At 67.8% G+C, this 16504-nt stretch carries 18 protein-coding genes; 7 read left to right on the top strand and 11 right to left on the bottom strand.

The annotated features are described in order from the left end of the window. Nucleotides 1-122: 122 nt before the first annotated feature. From ACOCEP_RS09345 to ACOCEP_RS09325, 5 genes are all read right to left on the bottom strand, one after another. Nucleotides 123-440, bottom strand: coding sequence for a DUF1416 domain-containing protein (locus ACOCEP_RS09345; RefSeq protein ID WP_482336888.1), 318 nt, complete (start codon nucleotides 438-440; stop codon nucleotides 123-125). Further along, nucleotides 440-1276: a sulfurtransferase gene (locus tag ACOCEP_RS09340; protein ID WP_482336887.1), complete on the bottom strand. Its 837-nt coding sequence runs from the start codon at nucleotides 1274-1276 to the stop codon at nucleotides 440-442. The genes ACOCEP_RS09345 and ACOCEP_RS09340 overlap by 1 nt, the downstream gene beginning before the upstream one ends. A gap of 21 nt (nucleotides 1277-1297) precedes the next feature. Then, nucleotides 1298-1732, bottom strand: a complete 435-nt coding sequence (locus tag ACOCEP_RS09335) for a DUF4395 domain-containing protein (RefSeq protein ID WP_016338008.1) — start codon at nucleotides 1730-1732, stop codon at nucleotides 1298-1300. 194 nt (nucleotides 1733-1926) lie between these two features. Further along, on the bottom strand, nucleotides 1927-2367 hold the full coding sequence (locus tag ACOCEP_RS09330; protein WP_482336886.1) for a TlpA family protein disulfide reductase: 441 nt from the start codon (nucleotides 2365-2367) through the stop codon (nucleotides 1927-1929). Between the two features lie 7 nt (nucleotides 2368-2374). Beyond that, a complete protein-coding gene (locus ACOCEP_RS09325; RefSeq protein WP_482336885.1) occupies nucleotides 2375-3268 on the bottom strand; it encodes an LmeA family phospholipid-binding protein in 894 nt (297 codons plus the stop codon). Between the two features lie 144 nt (nucleotides 3269-3412). Here ACOCEP_RS09325 and ACOCEP_RS09320 point away from each other — a divergent pair, with 144 nt between their 5' ends. The 6 genes from ACOCEP_RS09320 (at nucleotide 3413) to pstB (ending at nucleotide 9278) form a co-directional block, all read left to right on the top strand. After that, nucleotides 3413-4159 carry a winged helix-turn-helix transcriptional regulator gene (locus ACOCEP_RS09320; RefSeq protein WP_482336884.1) on the top strand — a complete coding sequence of 249 codons (747 nt, stop codon included), beginning with the start codon at nucleotides 3413-3415 and terminating at the stop codon, nucleotides 4157-4159. A 63-nt stretch (nucleotides 4160-4222) separates the two neighbouring features. Continuing rightward, nucleotides 4223-5098: a mycothiol synthase gene (gene mshD, locus ACOCEP_RS09315; protein WP_482336883.1), complete on the top strand. Its 876-nt coding sequence runs from the start codon at nucleotides 4223-4225 to the stop codon at nucleotides 5096-5098. Nucleotides 5099-5327: 229 nt separating this feature from the next. After that, nucleotides 5328-6452, top strand: coding sequence for a phosphate ABC transporter substrate-binding protein PstS (gene pstS / locus ACOCEP_RS09310; protein WP_482336882.1), 1125 nt, complete (start codon nucleotides 5328-5330; stop codon nucleotides 6450-6452). A 201-nt stretch (nucleotides 6453-6653) separates the two neighbouring features. Then, nucleotides 6654-7571: a phosphate ABC transporter permease subunit PstC gene (pstC, locus tag ACOCEP_RS09305; protein ID WP_063272599.1), complete on the top strand. Its 918-nt coding sequence runs from the start codon at nucleotides 6654-6656 to the stop codon at nucleotides 7569-7571. A 2-nt stretch (nucleotides 7572-7573) separates the two neighbouring features. Beyond that, on the top strand, nucleotides 7574-8491 hold the full coding sequence (gene pstA, locus ACOCEP_RS09300) for a phosphate ABC transporter permease PstA (protein ID WP_192742570.1): 918 nt from the start codon (nucleotides 7574-7576) through the stop codon (nucleotides 8489-8491). A gap of 10 nt (nucleotides 8492-8501) precedes the next feature. Next, nucleotides 8502-9278, top strand: coding sequence for a phosphate ABC transporter ATP-binding protein PstB (pstB, locus tag ACOCEP_RS09295; protein ID WP_005152681.1), 777 nt, complete (start codon nucleotides 8502-8504; stop codon nucleotides 9276-9278). Between the two features lie 301 nt (nucleotides 9279-9579). Here pstB and phoU read toward each other — a convergent pair whose 3' ends face one another. The 5 genes from phoU to ACOCEP_RS09270 form a co-directional block, all read right to left on the bottom strand. Next, nucleotides 9580-10242 carry a phosphate signaling complex protein PhoU gene (gene phoU / locus ACOCEP_RS09290; protein ID WP_016337999.1) on the bottom strand — a complete coding sequence of 221 codons (663 nt, stop codon included), beginning with the start codon at nucleotides 10240-10242 and terminating at the stop codon, nucleotides 9580-9582. A gap of 80 nt (nucleotides 10243-10322) precedes the next feature. Next, complete coding sequence (locus ACOCEP_RS09285; protein ID WP_482339660.1) at nucleotides 10323-11726, bottom strand: LCP family protein; 1404 nt, start codon at nucleotides 11724-11726, stop codon at nucleotides 10323-10325. A gap of 810 nt (nucleotides 11727-12536) precedes the next feature. After that, nucleotides 12537-13265: a GGDEF domain-containing protein gene (locus ACOCEP_RS09280; RefSeq protein ID WP_482336881.1), complete on the bottom strand. Its 729-nt coding sequence runs from the start codon at nucleotides 13263-13265 to the stop codon at nucleotides 12537-12539. Nucleotides 13266-13330: 65 nt separating this feature from the next. After that, entirely contained in the window at nucleotides 13331-13942 is a 612-nt protein-coding gene (gene idi / locus ACOCEP_RS09275; RefSeq protein ID WP_482336880.1) for an isopentenyl-diphosphate Delta-isomerase, read from the bottom strand. Between the two features lie 58 nt (nucleotides 13943-14000). Then, nucleotides 14001-14834 (bottom strand): alpha/beta fold hydrolase, encoded by an 834-nt coding sequence (locus tag ACOCEP_RS09270; protein ID WP_482336879.1) that lies wholly within the window; start codon nucleotides 14832-14834, stop codon nucleotides 14001-14003. A 122-nt stretch (nucleotides 14835-14956) separates the two neighbouring features. Here ACOCEP_RS09270 and ACOCEP_RS09265 point away from each other — a divergent pair, with 122 nt between their 5' ends. Further along, nucleotides 14957-15241, top strand: a complete 285-nt coding sequence (locus ACOCEP_RS09265) for a hypothetical protein (RefSeq protein WP_482336878.1) — start codon at nucleotides 14957-14959, stop codon at nucleotides 15239-15241. Between the two features lie 45 nt (nucleotides 15242-15286). Here ACOCEP_RS09265 and dusB read toward each other — a convergent pair whose 3' ends face one another. Then, nucleotides 15287-16432: a tRNA dihydrouridine synthase DusB gene (gene dusB / locus ACOCEP_RS09260; RefSeq protein ID WP_482336877.1), complete on the bottom strand. Its 1146-nt coding sequence runs from the start codon at nucleotides 16430-16432 to the stop codon at nucleotides 15287-15289. Between the last annotated feature and the right edge of the window lie 72 nt (nucleotides 16433-16504).

Here is a 16504-nt window from a genome sequence, read left to right as displayed (position 1 = left end):
GCACTTTAGTCGCTACCTGCCCCGACAGGCCTGCCGAGGTCGCGTGGCAGTGCCCACAAGTACATGAAGGCCCCCTTCACGGCGCTAGGCGCAATGAAGGGGGCCTTCATGTACTTACGTCGTCAGGCGACCGAGATCGCCAGCTGGTGGACGCCGGGTCCCTGCGCGGTGACGGAGGCCTCGCCGTTGCCGGAGCGGTGCAGCGCGCGCACCGTCCAGTCACCGGGGGCCGCGTAGAAGCGGAAGTCGCCGTCGGCCGACGAGACCACCTCGCCGGTGAAGTCGCCGCCGCCGTCCAGCAACCGCACGAAGGCGCCGCCGACGGGGCCCTCCGAACCGGTCACCTTGCCGGCCAGCACGACCTGGCCGCGGGTGTCGTAATCGGCGGGCGTGGCCTCCTGGGCCGGTGCGCCGCAGCTGTCAGTGTCGATGCCTGCCATCACTTGGCTCCCAACTCGACCGGCACGCCGACGAGCGAGCCGTATTCCGTCCATGAACCGTCGTAGTTCTTCACCTGGTCGTAGCCGAGGAGCTCGTGCAGCGCGAACCACGCGATGGAGGAACGCTCACCGATCCGGCAGTACGCGATGGTGGCCTTCGACTCGTCGAGGCCCTCGTCGGAGTACAGCTCCTTGATCTCGTCCTCGGTCTTGAAGGTGCCGTCCTCGTTGGCGACCTTCGCCCACGGGACGTTCAGCGCGCCGGGGATGTGGCCCGGGACCTGCGACTGCTCCTGCGGCAGGTGCGCCGGGGCGAGCAGCTTGCCGGAGAACTCGTCGGGCGAGCGCACGTCGACGTAGTTGCTCTTGCCGATCTCGGCGACGACCTCGTCGCGGAACGCGCGGATCGAGAGGTCCTGCTCCTTGGCCTGGTACTCGGTGGCCTCGCGCTTGACCTCGTCGGAGTTCAGCTCGCGGCCGTCGAGCTCCCACTTCTTGCGGCCGCCGTCGAGCAGCTGCACCTTGTCGTGGCCGTAGAGCTTGAAGTACCAGTACGCGTACGCGGCGAACCAGTTGTTGTTGCCGCCGTAGAGGATCACGCGGTCGTCGTTCGAGATGCCCTTCTCGGACAGCAGCTTCTCGAAGCCCTCCTTGTTGACGAAGTCGCGGCGGACCCCGTCCTGCAGGTCCTTGCGCCAGTCGAACTTCACCGCCCCGCGGATGTGTCCGTTGTCGTACGCGGTCGTGTCCTCGTCGACCTCGACGAACACGACACCCGGGGTGTCCAGGTTCTCCTCGGCCCACTGGGTGGTGACCAGGACGTCTTCACGGCTCATGGAGCTGACTCTCTTTCTGGGTTAGGACGCGCGAGGGCTGGGGCTGAAACGCTTGATGAGCAGGTACATCTCGCAACCGAGACAGAAGTTGAACGCCGCGTTGAGGAAGGCCGCGAACAGCGCGAACGCCGTCGCGACGAACCCGAGCGCGGTCAGGCCGGTGGCGAAACCGACGGTGCCGACGACGGCGAACACGAACCCGACGGCCTGCGCGAACCGCAGCGGGGCGGCGTCTTCGCGTTCGGTCGTCGGGCCGAGCCGCGGCGCGACCAGGTAGCGATAGATCAGGGAGTACGGCGCCGGCTTCAGCCCGATGAAGGCACCGATCGCGAACACCACCGCCTGCGCCGCGAGCAGTGGCCACCACTGGGTGATGAGCACGACCGCGAGCACGATCGTCGTCAGGATGGCGGCGAAACGCGGACCACGGGGGTCGACGGCCGGTCCTGCGGACATGGTTCCTCCTGCGAACGAGAGGGAAAGAGGTGCGTGCCGGACGGGCACGCGCAGGCGTGGCTCAGCGAACGCCGGGACACAGGCTGCTGCGAACGCGGCACAGGTCCACTGCGCGGCGCTGGGTCAGCAAGGTTCGGGGCAGCCGGTTCACGGGCACGAGGGTACGCAGAGCTCCCTCAGGTTGGGAACCGTGTTCACACCTTGGGACGCTTCCCGGAATCCGGGACGAGATGCGGCCGCAGCGCTTCGAGAAGGTCCTGACCTCGGGGAACGCCGCCGACACGGAAGACCTCACGCCCGTCCGCGGTCAAGGCCAGGGTCGTCGGGGTTCGCAACACCGACAGCGCCTGGGCGACTTCGGGGGTTTCGGTGACGTCCAGATCGACGTGCGTGAGGCCGTCGGTCTTCTCCGCGAGCGCCGACAGGATCGCGCGGGTGTGGCGGCACGGCGCGCAGAACGTCGTGGAGATCTGGACCAGGGTGACGCCTTCGGGCGCGAGGGCCGCCGAGACGCGGCCGGGCAGCGTGGGCGCGCTGGACTTGGCCGCGCGGATGCGACCGTTGCGCGCCTGCAACAGCGCGCCCGCCACTCCGCCGAGCACCAGTACGCCCAGCAGCACCCACACCCCGGTCATCCGCAAATCACCCCTGAGGCTTCGCTCCGCTGAAGGCGACGTTCTTGCCCTCGCCCTTGATGGTCACCGAGCCGCTGTTCACCCGCACCGACGTCGGCGTCACCGAGAACGGCATCGCGCCGGTGTCGATGGTCGCGTTGAAGTTCGGCAGCAGCGCGTCCTGTACCGCCTGGGGAACGACGGTGGTCTCCTTGTCATTCCCGAACTGGAGCCGCTTCGGTTCGAGACGGATCTTCTGCCCGTCCAGTTCGATCATCGCGAAGCAGAAGATCTCCACCTTCTGCCCGGCGATCTGGACGTTGCCCGAAACCCGGATCCCGGCGCTGGCGGTGTCGACCGGCTCGCCGTTCTCGTTCGTCGCGGTCGGTTTCGTCTCGCCCTGCCCGCTGTCGCCGTTGCGGACGTAGTCCTCGGTGACGGGCTCGATCTTCAGGTTCTCGATCTTGTCCAGCGGCGCCTGCCGCGCGATGTCCGCGGCCTTGATCGTCACCTCGCCCTTGAGCGTGCCGATGACGATCGACTTCGTGTTGCCGGACGTCAGGTCGGACAGCGGGGCCGTGACGTCGCTCATGTCGGCGTTGAAGTCCACGTCCTGCAGGCGGGGCGGGACGGCGACGCCCTGGGCGTTGATCGTGATGTGACTGTAGTCACCGGAAAGGGCCTGGGTCAGGAACGGGAAACCGTGCACCGTGACCGCCGGATCGTTGGCCAGCTCCAGTTGCTGGCGGGCCTTCTGCGAGATCGTGTGCTCGGCGTAGGCGGCCGCGCCGAAATCGGCACCGACCAGCAGCACCACGAGTACCGCGAGGGCGATGAGCCAGCCCCGGCCACGGCGCTTTCCTCGCTTGGCGGACCGGCCGGAAGACGGTCGGTCGTCACGCGCCACGGGCCTGCTCACCATTGTGTCGAATCTCCTTCGTCAACCTCTTTGGCCAGGTGTGATCGATCCAGCACGCGGTAGGTCTTCGGCTGTTCACCCGCTATTCTCACTAAGCACCGGCGGTCGCCACGTTCGAGGCGGCCACGATCTGAAGGCGGTGCGGCGATGAGCCTGGACCTTCTGGTACTGACCGCGGAAGCGGATGCCACCACGGTGTTGCCCGCCCTGGATCTGCTGCCCCACACCGTACGCGTCCGTGCTCCGGAAGTGACCGCGCTGCTCGACGCCGGCCACCGCGACGTCATCGTCCTCGACGCCCGTAGCGATCTGGCCTCCGCGAAGAGCCTTTGCCGCCTGCTCAAGGGCGCCGGTGAGGACGAGACCTCCACGCCGGTCATCGCCGTCGTCGGCGAAGGCGGACTGGTCGCGGTCAGCGCGGAATGGCGCACCGACGACATCCTCCTCCCGACGGCCGGTCCCGCCGAGGTCGACGCCCGGCTGCGGCTCGTCACCACCCGCGACGGCGGCGCCTCGCAGGTCGACGCCGAGCTCCGGGTCGGAGAGCTGGTGATCGACGAGGCGACCTACACCGCGAAGCTCCGCAAGCGCACCCTCGAACTGACCTACAAGGAGTTCGAGCTCCTCAAGTACCTCGCCCAGCACGCCGGCCGGGTGTTCACCCGCGCCCAGCTGCTGCAGGAGGTCTGGGGTTACGACTTCTTCGGCGGCACCCGCACGGTCGACGTCCATGTCCGGCGTCTGCGCGCGAAGCTGGGGCCGGAGCACGAGCAGATGATCGGGACCGTGCGCAACGTCGGCTACAAGTTCGAGCGGCCGTCCAAGGGAGCCCCGAAGCAGGCCGCCGCTCCGGACTCGAGCGTCTACGAGCCGAGTGAGTTCTCCGCGCACTGAGTCTCCTTTCCTGTCCGACAAGACGTCCGGGCGTGGACTGGGTTCCCGGGTAGGGTCGGTTTCATGCTCGATCTGTCTTGGACCGGTGAACCGGAAACGGAAGAGATCCACGACTTCCTCCTCGCCGTGCGCGAGGCCGACGGCGACCCGCTGGACACCGGTTTCGCCGGTGGCGAGCACCTGCTGGGGCACGTCGACGGCGAGCTGGTCGTGTACGCGCACCTGGACACCGAAGGCGATTCGCACGGCAACCAGGTCGCCGAACTGTTCGTCCATCCCGCGCACCGCCGGTCCGGTCACGGCCGGGCGGCGACCAAGGCGCTCGTCGAACACGTCGACGGGAAGCCGCTGCGCGTCTGGGCGCACGGCGATCACCCAGCCGCCGTCCACATCGCCGGGACCGAGGGCTTCGAGCGCGCCCGCGAGCTGCTGATCCTGCACGCGGACGCCGAGGCCGCGGACTGGCCGGAGCCCGTGACTCGTGAGGGCGTCACGTTGCGGACGTTCGTCCCCGGTCAGGACGAGGAAGCGATGGTCCGCGTCAACGCGCGTGCCTTCGACTGGCATCCCGAGCAGGGCGCACTGACCGCCGACGAGGTCCGGGCGACCGAAAAGGAAGCCTGGTTCGACCCCGAGGGCTTCTTCCTCGCGGAAGAGGACGGGAAGGTCATCGGCTTCCACTGGACGAAGGTCCACGAGGCCGTCCCCGGCCGGTTCGGCGGCGAGCCCGCCGGCGAGGTCTACGTCGTCGGCATCGATCCGGACGCCCAGGGCGGCGGTCTCGGCAAGGCGCTCACACTCGCCGGGCTGCGATACCTCCGTGATCGCGGGCTGGGGCAAGTGATCTTGTACGTCGAAGGGGACAACGCGCCCGCACTCGCCGTGTACTCGAAGCTCGGCTTCACCCGATACGAGGTCGACGTTCAATACGCTCGGTAACGGCGTTCACACGTGCGGCACTTGACCGGTCACGGAGAGCAGACGCGCAGGTCACGGCTGGGACACGGGCCACTTTCGGAGTAGTCGCGCTGCTCACATCGGCCGCCTTGTTCACCTGTCGTTCACCCTTAGACGGCCGCCTGTCCACTGTCGGTGCTTAGTGTCCGGGTCCGGAAGGAACGCTCCCGTTCCACCGATCCGGCGAAAGTCTCCCAGTGGAGGAAATGCAGTGAAGATCATGCGGCCCGCGGGCGCGATCGGCATCGTGGCCACCGCCGCCCTCGTGCTCGGCGCCTGTGGATCCGACCCGGCGGCGACCAAGCCCGGCAGCACGGGTGCCGCCGCCGCTCCGAGTGGCGCGGCCAACGTCGAATGCGGCGGCAAGAGCCCGCTTTCGGCCGAGGGCTCGTCCGCGCAGAAGAACGCGATCGACATCTTCGTGCAGGCTTACGCCGCCAAGTGCTCCGGCCAGAAGGTGAACTACAACCCGAGCGGTTCGGGCGCCGGCATCAAGCAGTTCAACGCGAACCAGGTCGACTTCGCCGGTTCGGACTCGCCGCTCAAGGACGAAGAGGCCGAGAAGGCCAAGGCCCGGTGCGCCTCCGACGCGTGGAACCTCCCGCTCGTCGTCGGCCCGGTCGCCGTCGCCTACAAGCTTTCCGGGGTCGACAAGCTGACCCTGACCCCCGAGGTCACCGCCAAGATCTTCAACGGTGGCATCACCAAGTGGAACGACCCGGCCATCAAGGCGGTCAAGGGCAACGAGAGCCTCAACCTGCCGGACAAGGCCATCCAGGTCATCTCGCGCACCGACGAGTCGGGCACCACCGACAACTTCCAGAAGTACCTGAAGGTCGCGTCCAAGGGCGCCTGGACCCAGGGTGACGGCAAGAAGTTCAACGGCGGTGTCGGCAACGGCGCGGAGAAGTCCAACGGTGTCGCCAACGCCGTGAAGTCCGCCGACGGCGCCATCACCTACGTCGAGTCCGCGTTCGCCAAGGACGGCATCAGCACCGCCCTGATCGACAGCGGCTCCGGCGGTGTGGAGCTCAACGCGGCGAACGTCGCCAAGTCCCTCGACGCGGCGAAGTTCAAGAAGGAGGGCACGAACGACCTGGCCCTCGACCTGGACGCGATCTACTCCAGCAACGTGCCCGGCGCCTACCCGGTCATCCTGGCCACCTACGAGATCGTGTGCTCCAAGTACGCGGACGCCGAGGTCGGCAAGGCCGTCAAGGCCTTCCTGAACGTCGCCGCCACCGACGGTCAGAAGCCGCTCTCGGAGAAGGGCTACGTGCCGATCCCGCAGAGCCTGCAGGACAAGGTCCTGACCGCCGTCAAGGCCATCGCCTGATCCTTCCGGTCGACCGGTAAAAGACAGGCTGGACAGAAGTAGTCGATGAGCGATTCATCTTCGCCCAGAACGCCCACCGGCGACCCCGGTGGGCGTTCTGGCGTCCGCGAGACCTTCACGGAGGACCCGATTTCGGAGCAATCTGCCGCGTCACCGCCCGAGCAGTCCTCGGTGCGCCTCGCGAGCCCCAATGCCAGGACGGTGCGACCCGGTGACCGCATCTTCCAGATCCTGACCACCGGAGCCGGCGTCTTCGTCGTCTCGCTGATCGGCCTGATCGGGTTGTTCCTGCTGGTGCAGGCCATCCCGGCGCTCCAGGCCGACAACGTGAACTTCCTGACCAGCCAGGTCTGGCAGACCACCCCGGACGACATGCGCTTCGGGATCATGGGCCTGCTGCTGGTCACGGTGTACTCGTCCCTGCTGGCGCTGATCATCGCGATGCCGATCTCGCTCGGGATCGCCCTCTTCCTCACCCAGTACGCGCCGAAGCGGCTGGCGCGGCCGTTCGCGTACGTCATCGACCTGCTCGCCGCCGTCCCGTCGATCATCTACGGCCTGTGGGGCCTGATGGTGTTCGCGCCGGCGATCGAGCCGTTCTCGCAGTGGGTCAACGACACCTTCTCGTGGATCCCGCTCTTCGCGGCGGGCAACGTCTCGCCGGACCTGCGCGGCACCATCTTCACCGCGGGCATCGTGCTCGCCGTGATGATCCTGCCGATCATCACCTCGCTTTCCCGCGAGATCTTCGAGCGGACCCCGACCCCGCACATCGAAGGCGCGCTGGCGCTGGGCGCCACCCGCTGGGAGGTCATCCGCACCACGGTGCTGCCGTTCGGCAAGGCCGGTTACATCGGCGCCTCGATGCTCGGCCTCGGCCGCGCGCTCGGCGAGACGATCGCGCTCGCGATCATCCTGACCGGCGCGGTCGGCCGCGAGTTCACCTGGAGCCTCTTCGACGGCGGCGCCACGTTCGCCTCGAAGATCGCGGCGGACTACGCGGAACTCAACAACGAGATCTCGGCGGGCGCGTACATCGCGGCGGGTCTCGTGCTGTTCCTGCTGACGCTCGTCGTCAACTTCATCGCGCGATCCGTCATCGCCAAGAAGGGGGACTGAGCATGTCCACCACGCTCGAGAAGACCCCCGCCACCACCCCCGCCTTCCAGCAGGTCAGCATGGCCAGGAAGGTCAAGAACGGCTTCGCCACGGCGCTGATCTGGCTGTCGTTCCTGATCGCCGTCGTGCCGCTGGTGTGGCTGCTCGCCACGGTGGTCATCAACGGTGTCAAGCGGATCCCCTACAGCAACTGGTGGACCGAGGACTTCGGCTCGGTGCTGTCGGACGAGGTCGGCGGCGGCGTGGCCCACGCCGTCATCGGTTCGGTGCTGCAGGGCCTGGTCTGCGCGATCATCGCGGTCCCGATCGGCATGCTGGTCGCGATCTACCTGGTCGAATACGGCCGCGGCAAGCTCGCGAAGATCACCACGTTCATGGTGGACATCCTCTCCGGTGTCCCCTCGATCGTCGCGGCGCTGTTCATCTACGCCCTGTGGATCACCACGTTCGGCCTCCCGCGCAGCGGTTTCGCCGTGTCGCTGGCCCTGGTGCTGCTGATGATCCCGGTGGTCGTGCGCTCCTCGGAGGAAATGCTGCGGATCGTCCCGGACGACCTGCGCGAAGCCTCGTACGCGCTCGGCGTGCCGAAGTGGAAGACGATCATGAAGATCGTCCTGCCGACCGCCCTGTCCGGCATCATCGGCGGCATCATGATGGCGCTCGCCCGGGTCATGGGCGAGACCGCGCCGCTGCTGGTCCTCGTGGGCTACTCGGCCTACGTGAACTGGGACATCTTCGGTGGCGAACAGGCCGCGCTGCCGCTTCTGATGAACAACGAACGGGTCAGCAACCCGTTCGACGAGGGTACCGTCGCGTTCGACAGGATCTGGGGAGCGGCGCTCACCCTGGTGCTGATCATCGCGATCGTGAACCTCCTCGCCATGCTCTTTGCCCGTCTTGTCGCCCCGAAGAAGAAGTGAGCTGTTTGAGATGGCCAAACGAATCGACGTCAAAGACGTGGACATCTACTACGGCAAATTCCACGCCGTGGACGGCGTCACCCTCTCGGTGCCGCCGCGGAACGTCACCGCGTTCATCGGCCCGTCGGGCTGCGGCAAGTCGACGGTGCTGCGCACGCTGAACCGCATGCACGAGGTCATCCCCGGCGCGCGCGTCGAGGGCGAGGTGCTGCTCGACGGCGAGGACATCTACGGCGCCGGAGTCGACCCGGTGCAGGTCCGCCGCACGATCGGCATGGTGTTCCAGCGGCCCAACCCGTTCCCGACGATGTCCATCCGCGACAACGTCGTGGCGGGCCTGCGCCTCGGCGGCACCAAGGGCAAGAAGGAACTCGACGAGGTCGCCGAGCGCGCCCTGCGCGGCGCGAACCTGTGGAACGAGGTCAAGGACCGGCTGAACAAGCCGGGCGGCGGCCTCTCCGGTGGTCAGCAGCAGCGGCTCTGCATCGCGCGGGCGATCGCCGTGCGGCCCGACGTGCTGCTGATGGACGAGCCGTGCTCCGCGCTCGACCCGATCTCGACGCTGGCCATCGAGGATCTGATCGGTGAGCTCAAGAAGGAGTACACGATCGTCATCGTGACTCACAACATGCAGCAGGCGGCGCGGGTTTCGGACCAGACCGCGTTCTTCAACCTGGCGGGCGTCGGCCAGCCGGGTCGTCTGGTGGAGCTGAACGACACGGAGAAGATCTTCTCGAACCCGGACGAGAAGGCGACCGAGGACTACATCTCGGGCCGCTTCGGCTGAGTCTCTGGTGCGCGTGAAGGCCCCCTTCCCTCGGCTCAGCCGAGGGAAGGGGGCCTTCACGCGCTCGGGGTCTGGGGTGGGCGCGCGGTCGGCCGGGCGGACGTTGCGAAAGCCACTTTCGCAACGTTGAAGGTTGCGAAAGTGGCTTTCGCAACGCGTTCCCGCGGTGTGGTGCTCAGGTGACGGACGCGTGCGGGCGGCCATCTCGGTCGTGAGCTCGCCGTAAGACGACGAAGGGGCCCTTCACCGCGTGAGATGCGGTGAAGGGCCCTTTCGCTACGTCCTCTGCGGGGAAGTCCCCTTACAGCTCGTCGGGGCCGTAGCCGGGCATCTTGCCGGTCACCACGAAGATCATCCGGCGCGCGACCGAGACGGCGTGGTCGGCGAAGCGCTCGTAGAAGCGGCCCAGCAGGGTGACGTCCACGGCCGCGGCGACGCCGTGGTCCCAGTTCCGGTCCATGATGACCGTGAACAGGTGCTTGTGGATCTCGTCGACCTCGTCGTCGTCCGACTCGATCGTGCGGGCGGCCTCGACGTCCTTGGACTTGATGACCTGCTCGACCTGGCGGGCCAGGCTGACGCCGACCTCGCCCATCTTGGCGAAGTCCGCCTTCACCTCTTCGGGCAGCACGGGGTCCGGGTGACGGCGGCGCGCGGCCTTGGCCACGTGCAGCGCCAGGTCGCCCATCCGCTCCAGGCTTTCCGCCGCGTGGATCGCGGCGAGGACGGTCCGCAGATCGGTCGCGACGGGTGCCTGCAGGGCCAGCAGCGCGTACGCCTGCTCCTCGCATTCGGCGCGCGCGTCGTCGACCTTCGCGTCGTCGCTGATCACCTGCTCGGCGAGTCCGAGATCGACCTCGAGCAACGCCCGGGTCGCCCGCTCCATCGCGTCGGCGACCTGGAGCGACATGCTCGCTAGGTTCTCGGCGAGCTGTTCGAGTTCGACATGGTAAGCCTCACGCATGGCCCAACCCTACGGGCAACAGGGTCCAAAAGCCGCATCCCAGAGTGAACCTGACGTGAACCCGGACTAACGAATGATCCTCAGCCTGAGCTGCTGCTCTTCTTGGCGCCGCCGGACTTGGCGGAGCTGGTCGGAGCGGGGGCCTTCTCGCCCGCGGGGGGCGCCGGCGCCTTCTCTTCCAGCGGGGTGTTGTTGATCAGCGCGTCGAAGACGGCCTTCGCCCTGCTCTGCACGAGCACCTCGTTGCCGCGCTTGTTCGCCTCTTCGGTGGTGGGCACGGTGAGGAACTTGACCTTGTCCGAACCCATCCCGCGCATCGACTTCGCCAGCGTCATCATCTGGTTGATGCCGATGTTCTCGCCGAAGGTGGCCTTGGCGAACGCGTCGATGAACCCGCTGAGCTTGCCGGTGTCCAGGATGACTTCCTTGGACATCACCGTCTTCAGCAGCGCGCCCAGGAAGGCCTGCTGCCGTTTGATCCGGCCGTAGTCCGACGTCGGGTCGCCCTTGACGTGCCGCGCCCGGACGTAGTTCAGCGCCTGGTCGCCGGAGATCCGGACCTCGCCCGCCTGCGGGATGATCATGCCGAGCGTCGTGTCGTCGACCGGCTTCTCGTTGAACACGGTCACACCCTGCACGGCGTCGACCATGGATTTGAAGCCGTTGAAGTCGATCCCGACGAAGTGGTTCATCTTCATGCCGGTGATCTGCTGGATGACCTTCGTGACGCACTGCGGGCCGCCGACCGCGTAGGCCGTGTTCAGCTTCGCGATCTTCTGCGCGGGCGCGGACTCTTCGGAGTACGACGACGTCGCCGGATCCCACCGCTTGCATTCGGGGCGGTTGATCTCGAGATCGCGCGGGAACGACACCATGACGACGCGCTGCCGGTCGGCGGGGACGTGCGCGATCATGACCGTGTCCGAACGGGCGCCCGGGGTGCCGTCGGCGTCACCGACCCCGTCTTCGGCGGCCGCGCCGTCACGGGTGTCGGAGCCGACCATCAGGAAGTTCTCGTCGCCGGTCTGGCCCGCGGCGTCCTGGATGTCGGCCGAGTCTTCGTCGAGCGAAGCGACGGTGTTGAACTTCGCGTCGAACCAGGTCTGGGCGCCCCAAGCCGAACCGATGGACAGGAACACGAGCGCGGCGACCACGGCGGCGGCGATCCGGCCGGCCTTGGCGGCCTGCCTGGTCTTGCGTTCCTTCTTCTCCTGCAGCCGGGTCTGCGGGGCAGACTCCTCGGCGGCCTCCGCCGGCGCGGAATCGGTGGTCGTGACCACCCGCTGCAACGCCGTGCGGGTCTGCTCCAGGAGCGCGGCGGGCCGAGCGGCGAACCGTTCGCGACGCTCGCGCTTCTTGGCCTCTTCGGCTTCGAGCTCGTCGTGCGCGGCGGAGAACCGTGCCAGCGTGTGGTCGATCTTGCGCTTGACGATCGTCGCGTCGTCGATCGCCTCGAGCTCGTCGGTCATCGTGAGCCGGTCCATCTCGGACCTCGGCGGGACCGGCGCCTGCTGGACCGGCCGCTGCGCCGGGCGGCGGGGACGACGCGGGGGCGGCGGGGCCGCGGGCTGCTGCTGCGCGCCCGGGTTCACCAACGGCGGACGGCGCTGCGTCGGGGCTTCAGGGCTGGGCGCGGCCTGCGAAGGGCGGCGCGGCTGGCGTGCTCGAGGCGGACGCGGGGCCTCGGTGGGCCGCGGGTTCAGCGGCGGCGTCTGCGGCGGTGTCTGTGCCTGCGGCGTGGCGGGGGTGGCCGCGCGAGGAGCGGGCGCCGGGTTTTCGGCGGGGGTGGCCGGACGGGGACGACGCGGTGCGGGCGGCTCCGTCCGAGCGGCGCGCACGCCGGGTCTCGGAGGCTCGGGCGCCGGTTCGCTCTGCCGGAGGCGGCGCGGGGCCGGCGCGTCCGCGGTGGGATCGAAGACCGGGCGTTCACCGGTGTGACGTGCGACGACGTCCGAAACGCTGATACCGCCGTGGGTGTCCATCGAGCGGCGTCGAGCCCTGCGGCCGCGCTCACCGGCGCTCCTGTCGGTGTGACTGTGGCGACCGGTCCCCGGGTTGTGGTGCTCGTCGGGCACTCGGTCTCCTTTCACGACTCGTCGAAGCTCTTTCGTTATCGTACGGACACCTCGGGTTCGTGACGACAACCATCCCGGAATTTTCTTCACTCAAGGTACCGAGAAGCGCCGAACGGTCCATGCGATCGGGTGAGCGGTCGTGGTTAAAGCTGCGTTAAAAGGGGCGAAACCACTACGCAGAGTGCGACGGCTGCCTGTGTGAGTGGCGGCGGAGAGAGTCTAGGCGCCCGCGGACCCGGCCGCGTTCATCGGGTGCGGAATCGTCCGCGACGATTCCGCGTCCTGATAGGCCACTTTGTTTCGGCCGGCCCGTTTCGCCATATACAACAAAGCGTCGGCGCTGCGCAACTGCCGTTCCGGTTCCGCCCCGATATCCGGCTCCGCGCGGCTTTCGTGCGCGAGTCCCACGCTGATCGTCACCGAGAGGCCGGGGCGGATCCGGCGCCACGGATGGCGGGCGACGCGGATACGGGCGGTGTCGGCGATGCGCACGGCGCGGGCGGCGTCGACGTCGGGGATGACGAGCGCGAACTCCTCGCCGCCGTAGCGGGCGCAGAACGCTTCGGGTGGGAGCCCTTGCTGCAGGAGGTCGGCCACTTCGCGGAGCACCCGGTCGCCGACCAGATGCCCGAAAGTGTCGTTGACGTCCTTGAACAGGTCCAAGTCCACCAAAGCGATGGCGACCCCGGGCGGGCCGCGGTGGTCGACGGCGGGGCCGTGCAGCCACTGATCGAGGTAACGGCGGTTGTAACTGGACGTCAGCGTGTCCCGCAGGCTGCCCGCCCTGGCGAGGTCCAAAGCGGACTTGAGGTGGTGGTACGCGCGGCGCCAATCACCCTGCGTGGCGAGAACTCGCGCGATCGACTCATGCAAGGTGAGCAGATCGGTGGTCGGCGCGCCCGATGGGAGCGCGGCCTCGTCGTCGGCTGCCACGCTCACCTCCGCCACGAATTGGTTTTCGTCGTATAGGAGGGATCTCTTGAGGTATGAGTACGGGCGAAAGCGAATATCGCTCAAGAGGACGACGGTTCGGCGCCATTGTCACGCACCGGAGTGCCGTTCCGTAAGGACGAAAACGGCTCGGCGTCTTTGAGCTGCGAAAACTGATCTTTCGCCCAGTAACTCACGTCAGTCACATCGTCATTCAGCAACAGTGCGTAATCATTCCAGCTCAACCAGCGCCAGTCGCCGACCTCGTCCGGATGCGGTTCCGGATCTTCGTCGACCCAGGCGACGAAGACCGGGCAGAACTCGTTCTCGACCACCCCTTCGAACGGTGGTGTCGAGTAGCGATAGGACGGGAGGACGCACCTGAGCCCGTCCAGCCGGGGCAAGCCGAGCTCGAACGCGGCCCGGCGCCGGACGGCCTCCTCGATCGGTTCACCCGGTGCGGGATGCCCGCAGACACTGTTGGTCCACACCCGTGGCCACACCTTCTTGGTGGCGGCGCGGCTGGTGATCAGGAGGGCCTGGTCGCTGCCGCGCAGCAGATAGCAGGAGAACGCCAGGTGCAGCCGGGTGTGCTCGTGGTGGGCGGCCAGTTTGGGCGCGGTCTCACCGGTCGGCTCGCCGTCCTCGGTGACGTAGACGATGCGTTCGGTGTCCACTTCGGTCATGTTGTTCATCCGCCCCACTGAACCAGCAGGCTCGCTGTAACCGGTACCGCGACCAGAGTTACCCCTGTTAGTGGGACGAGAGGTGCTCCACGAGCAAAGAAGTGACGGCCTCGGGCGCCTCCTCCACCACCCAGTGGGAGACGTCCTCGATCATCTCGAAGCGGTACGGGCCGGTGACCCGGTTCGCGGTGTCGAGCGCGGCCGTCGAGCCGAAGGCGGCGTCCTCGGTGCTCCAGATGTAGAGCGTCGGCACCTCGATCGGGCCAATCTTCCCGCCGGGACGGCCGGCGCGGTACCAGTTGAGCGCGGCGGTCAGCGCGCCCGGCTCGGACAGGCGCTGGACGTACTCGTCGATCTTGCTCGGCGGCACTTTCCAGTCGAACATGCGGCGCAGCGCGTCGGCGTCGTTCTCGAGCATCCGCCGTTCGGTGACGCGGGTCTGCCGCCATTCGGTCATGTACGCCGAACGGAGATGCTGGTCCTCGTCGGTCTTCATGGCCTCCGCCAGCGCCGCCGGATGCGGCGTCGAAATCACGGCGAGACTGCGGAGCCTGCCGGGATGCGCGTCGGCCGCCCACCACGCGACAGCGCCGCCCCAGTCGTGTCCGACGAGATCGAATTCGTTCCACCCCAAGCGATCCGCGATCGCGATGACGTCACCGACGAGGTCGTCGATCCCGTACTCGGAGGCTTGTTCCGGCCGGACGTCCGGGGAGTAGCCGCGCTGATCCGGGGCCACCGCGCGATAGCCGAGCACGCCGAGCGTCGCGACCTGGTGCTCCCATTCCACCGCGGCCTCGGGAAAGCCGTGCAGCAGCAGGACAGGCCGGCCGTCTTCGGGGCCTGCCGCGATGGCGTCGAAGGAACCGGCCGCGGTGGGGATGCTCAGCTGCTCGATCACGACGCCGACTTTACGGGTCTCCGGTTTCCGGCAGGCGGCAAGGGATTGACGACGAGTGTTCCTTGATCGTCTAATGAACGCGCTGCCGATCTTCGGTCGCACTGGGGAAACTGGGGTAACACATGTCGAACAGTTGGAGGCGCCGGCTCGTCGTCGGCGCCGCTTCCGTCGCGCTCGCGGGCGGAATCGGTGTCACCGCGGCGAATGTCGCGGTCGCGCAGGAGGCGCCGGTTTCGGTGCTCGGGGTCTGCGACGGCAACCCGGGGTGCCATCTCGGGCCGTACCCGACCTACGAGGCGTGTCTTATCGAGCAGAGCAACATGGCCCGGTACTACACGATCACCATGCGGTGCTTCGAGGTCGACCACGACCAGTGGAAGTTCGCCTACAAGACCAGGGGAACCTGAGTCGTGAACGAAACGCTCCCGCCGCCCGGCGGGAGCGTTTTCGTTTCAGCCGCCCGAGTGCATGTCCTCGGCCTCGGGGACGCAGTCGTCGTCCGGGTCGTCGAGCCAGCCGTGCGGCAGCGTCACCTTGCCGGGTGAACCCTGCCGCCCGCGCGGCCCGGTGGCCGCGCTGGGGAACGGGGCGTCGTGGTCGAGCTTGGCGATCAGATCGTCGAGCTGGTCCATGCTGGACAGCATCGCGAAGCCGCGTCGCAGCTCCGAACCGACCGGGAAACCCATGAAGTACCAAGCCATGTGCTTGCGGATGTCGCGCATGGCCTTGTCGTGGCCGTCGTGCTCGACGAGCAGTTCGGTGTGGCGGCGCAGCACCTTCGCGACCTCGCCGAGGTTCGGCGGCGTCGGCTGCGGGCGCCCGGCGAAGGCCGCTTCGAGTTCGCCGAACAACCACGGCCTGCCCAGGCAGCCGCGGCCGACCACGACGCCGTCGCAACCGGTCTCGTCGACCATCCGCAACGCGTCCTCGGCGGAGAAGATGTCGCCGTTGCCGAGCACCGGGATGCTGGTGACGGCTTCCTTGAGGGCCGCGATCTTCGTCCAGTCGGCCTGGCCGGAGTAGCGCTGCGCGGCCGTGCGCGCGTGCAGGCTGACCGCCGCCGCGCCCTCCGCCTCGGCGATGCGCCCGGCGTCGAGGTACGTGAGGTGGTCGTCGTCGATGCCCACCCGGAACTTGACCGTGAACGGCACCCCCGCCTCGGCCGCCGCCTTCGCCGACTCGCGCACGATGTCGGCGAACAGCTTGCGCTTGAACGGCAACGCCGCGCCGCCGCCCTTGCGCGTCACCTTCGCCACCGGGCAGCCGAAGTTGCTGTCGATGTGGTCGGCGAGCCCCTCGCCGGTGATGATGCGGACGGCCTCGGCCATGGTCTTGGGGTCGACCCCGTAAAGCTGCATGGACCTGGGCTTTTCGTTCTCGCCGAAGGTCATCATGTGCATGGTGCCGGGGTGGCGCTCGACCACCGCGCGGGCGGTGATCATCTCGCAGACGTAGATGCCGGCGCCGTACTCCTGGCACAGCCGCCGGAACGCGACGTTGGTGATGCCCGCCATGGGAGCGAGCACGACCGGCGGATCGACCTCGTAGGGGCCGATCTTCAGGCTGGGCTTGCTCAGGGTGGCGGTCACGTCCTCCATTGTCGCCTGTGGCGTCTGTCACTTGCAGGTGGGCCGGTCACTTGCCATCGATCCTGTCCGTGGCGTCGACGT

It is taken from the genome of Amycolatopsis sp. CA-211722 (assembly GCF_056828465.1).
The sequence above is the reverse complement of the archived record's forward strand: the minus strand, read 5'-3'. Positions and strand labels throughout refer to the sequence as shown.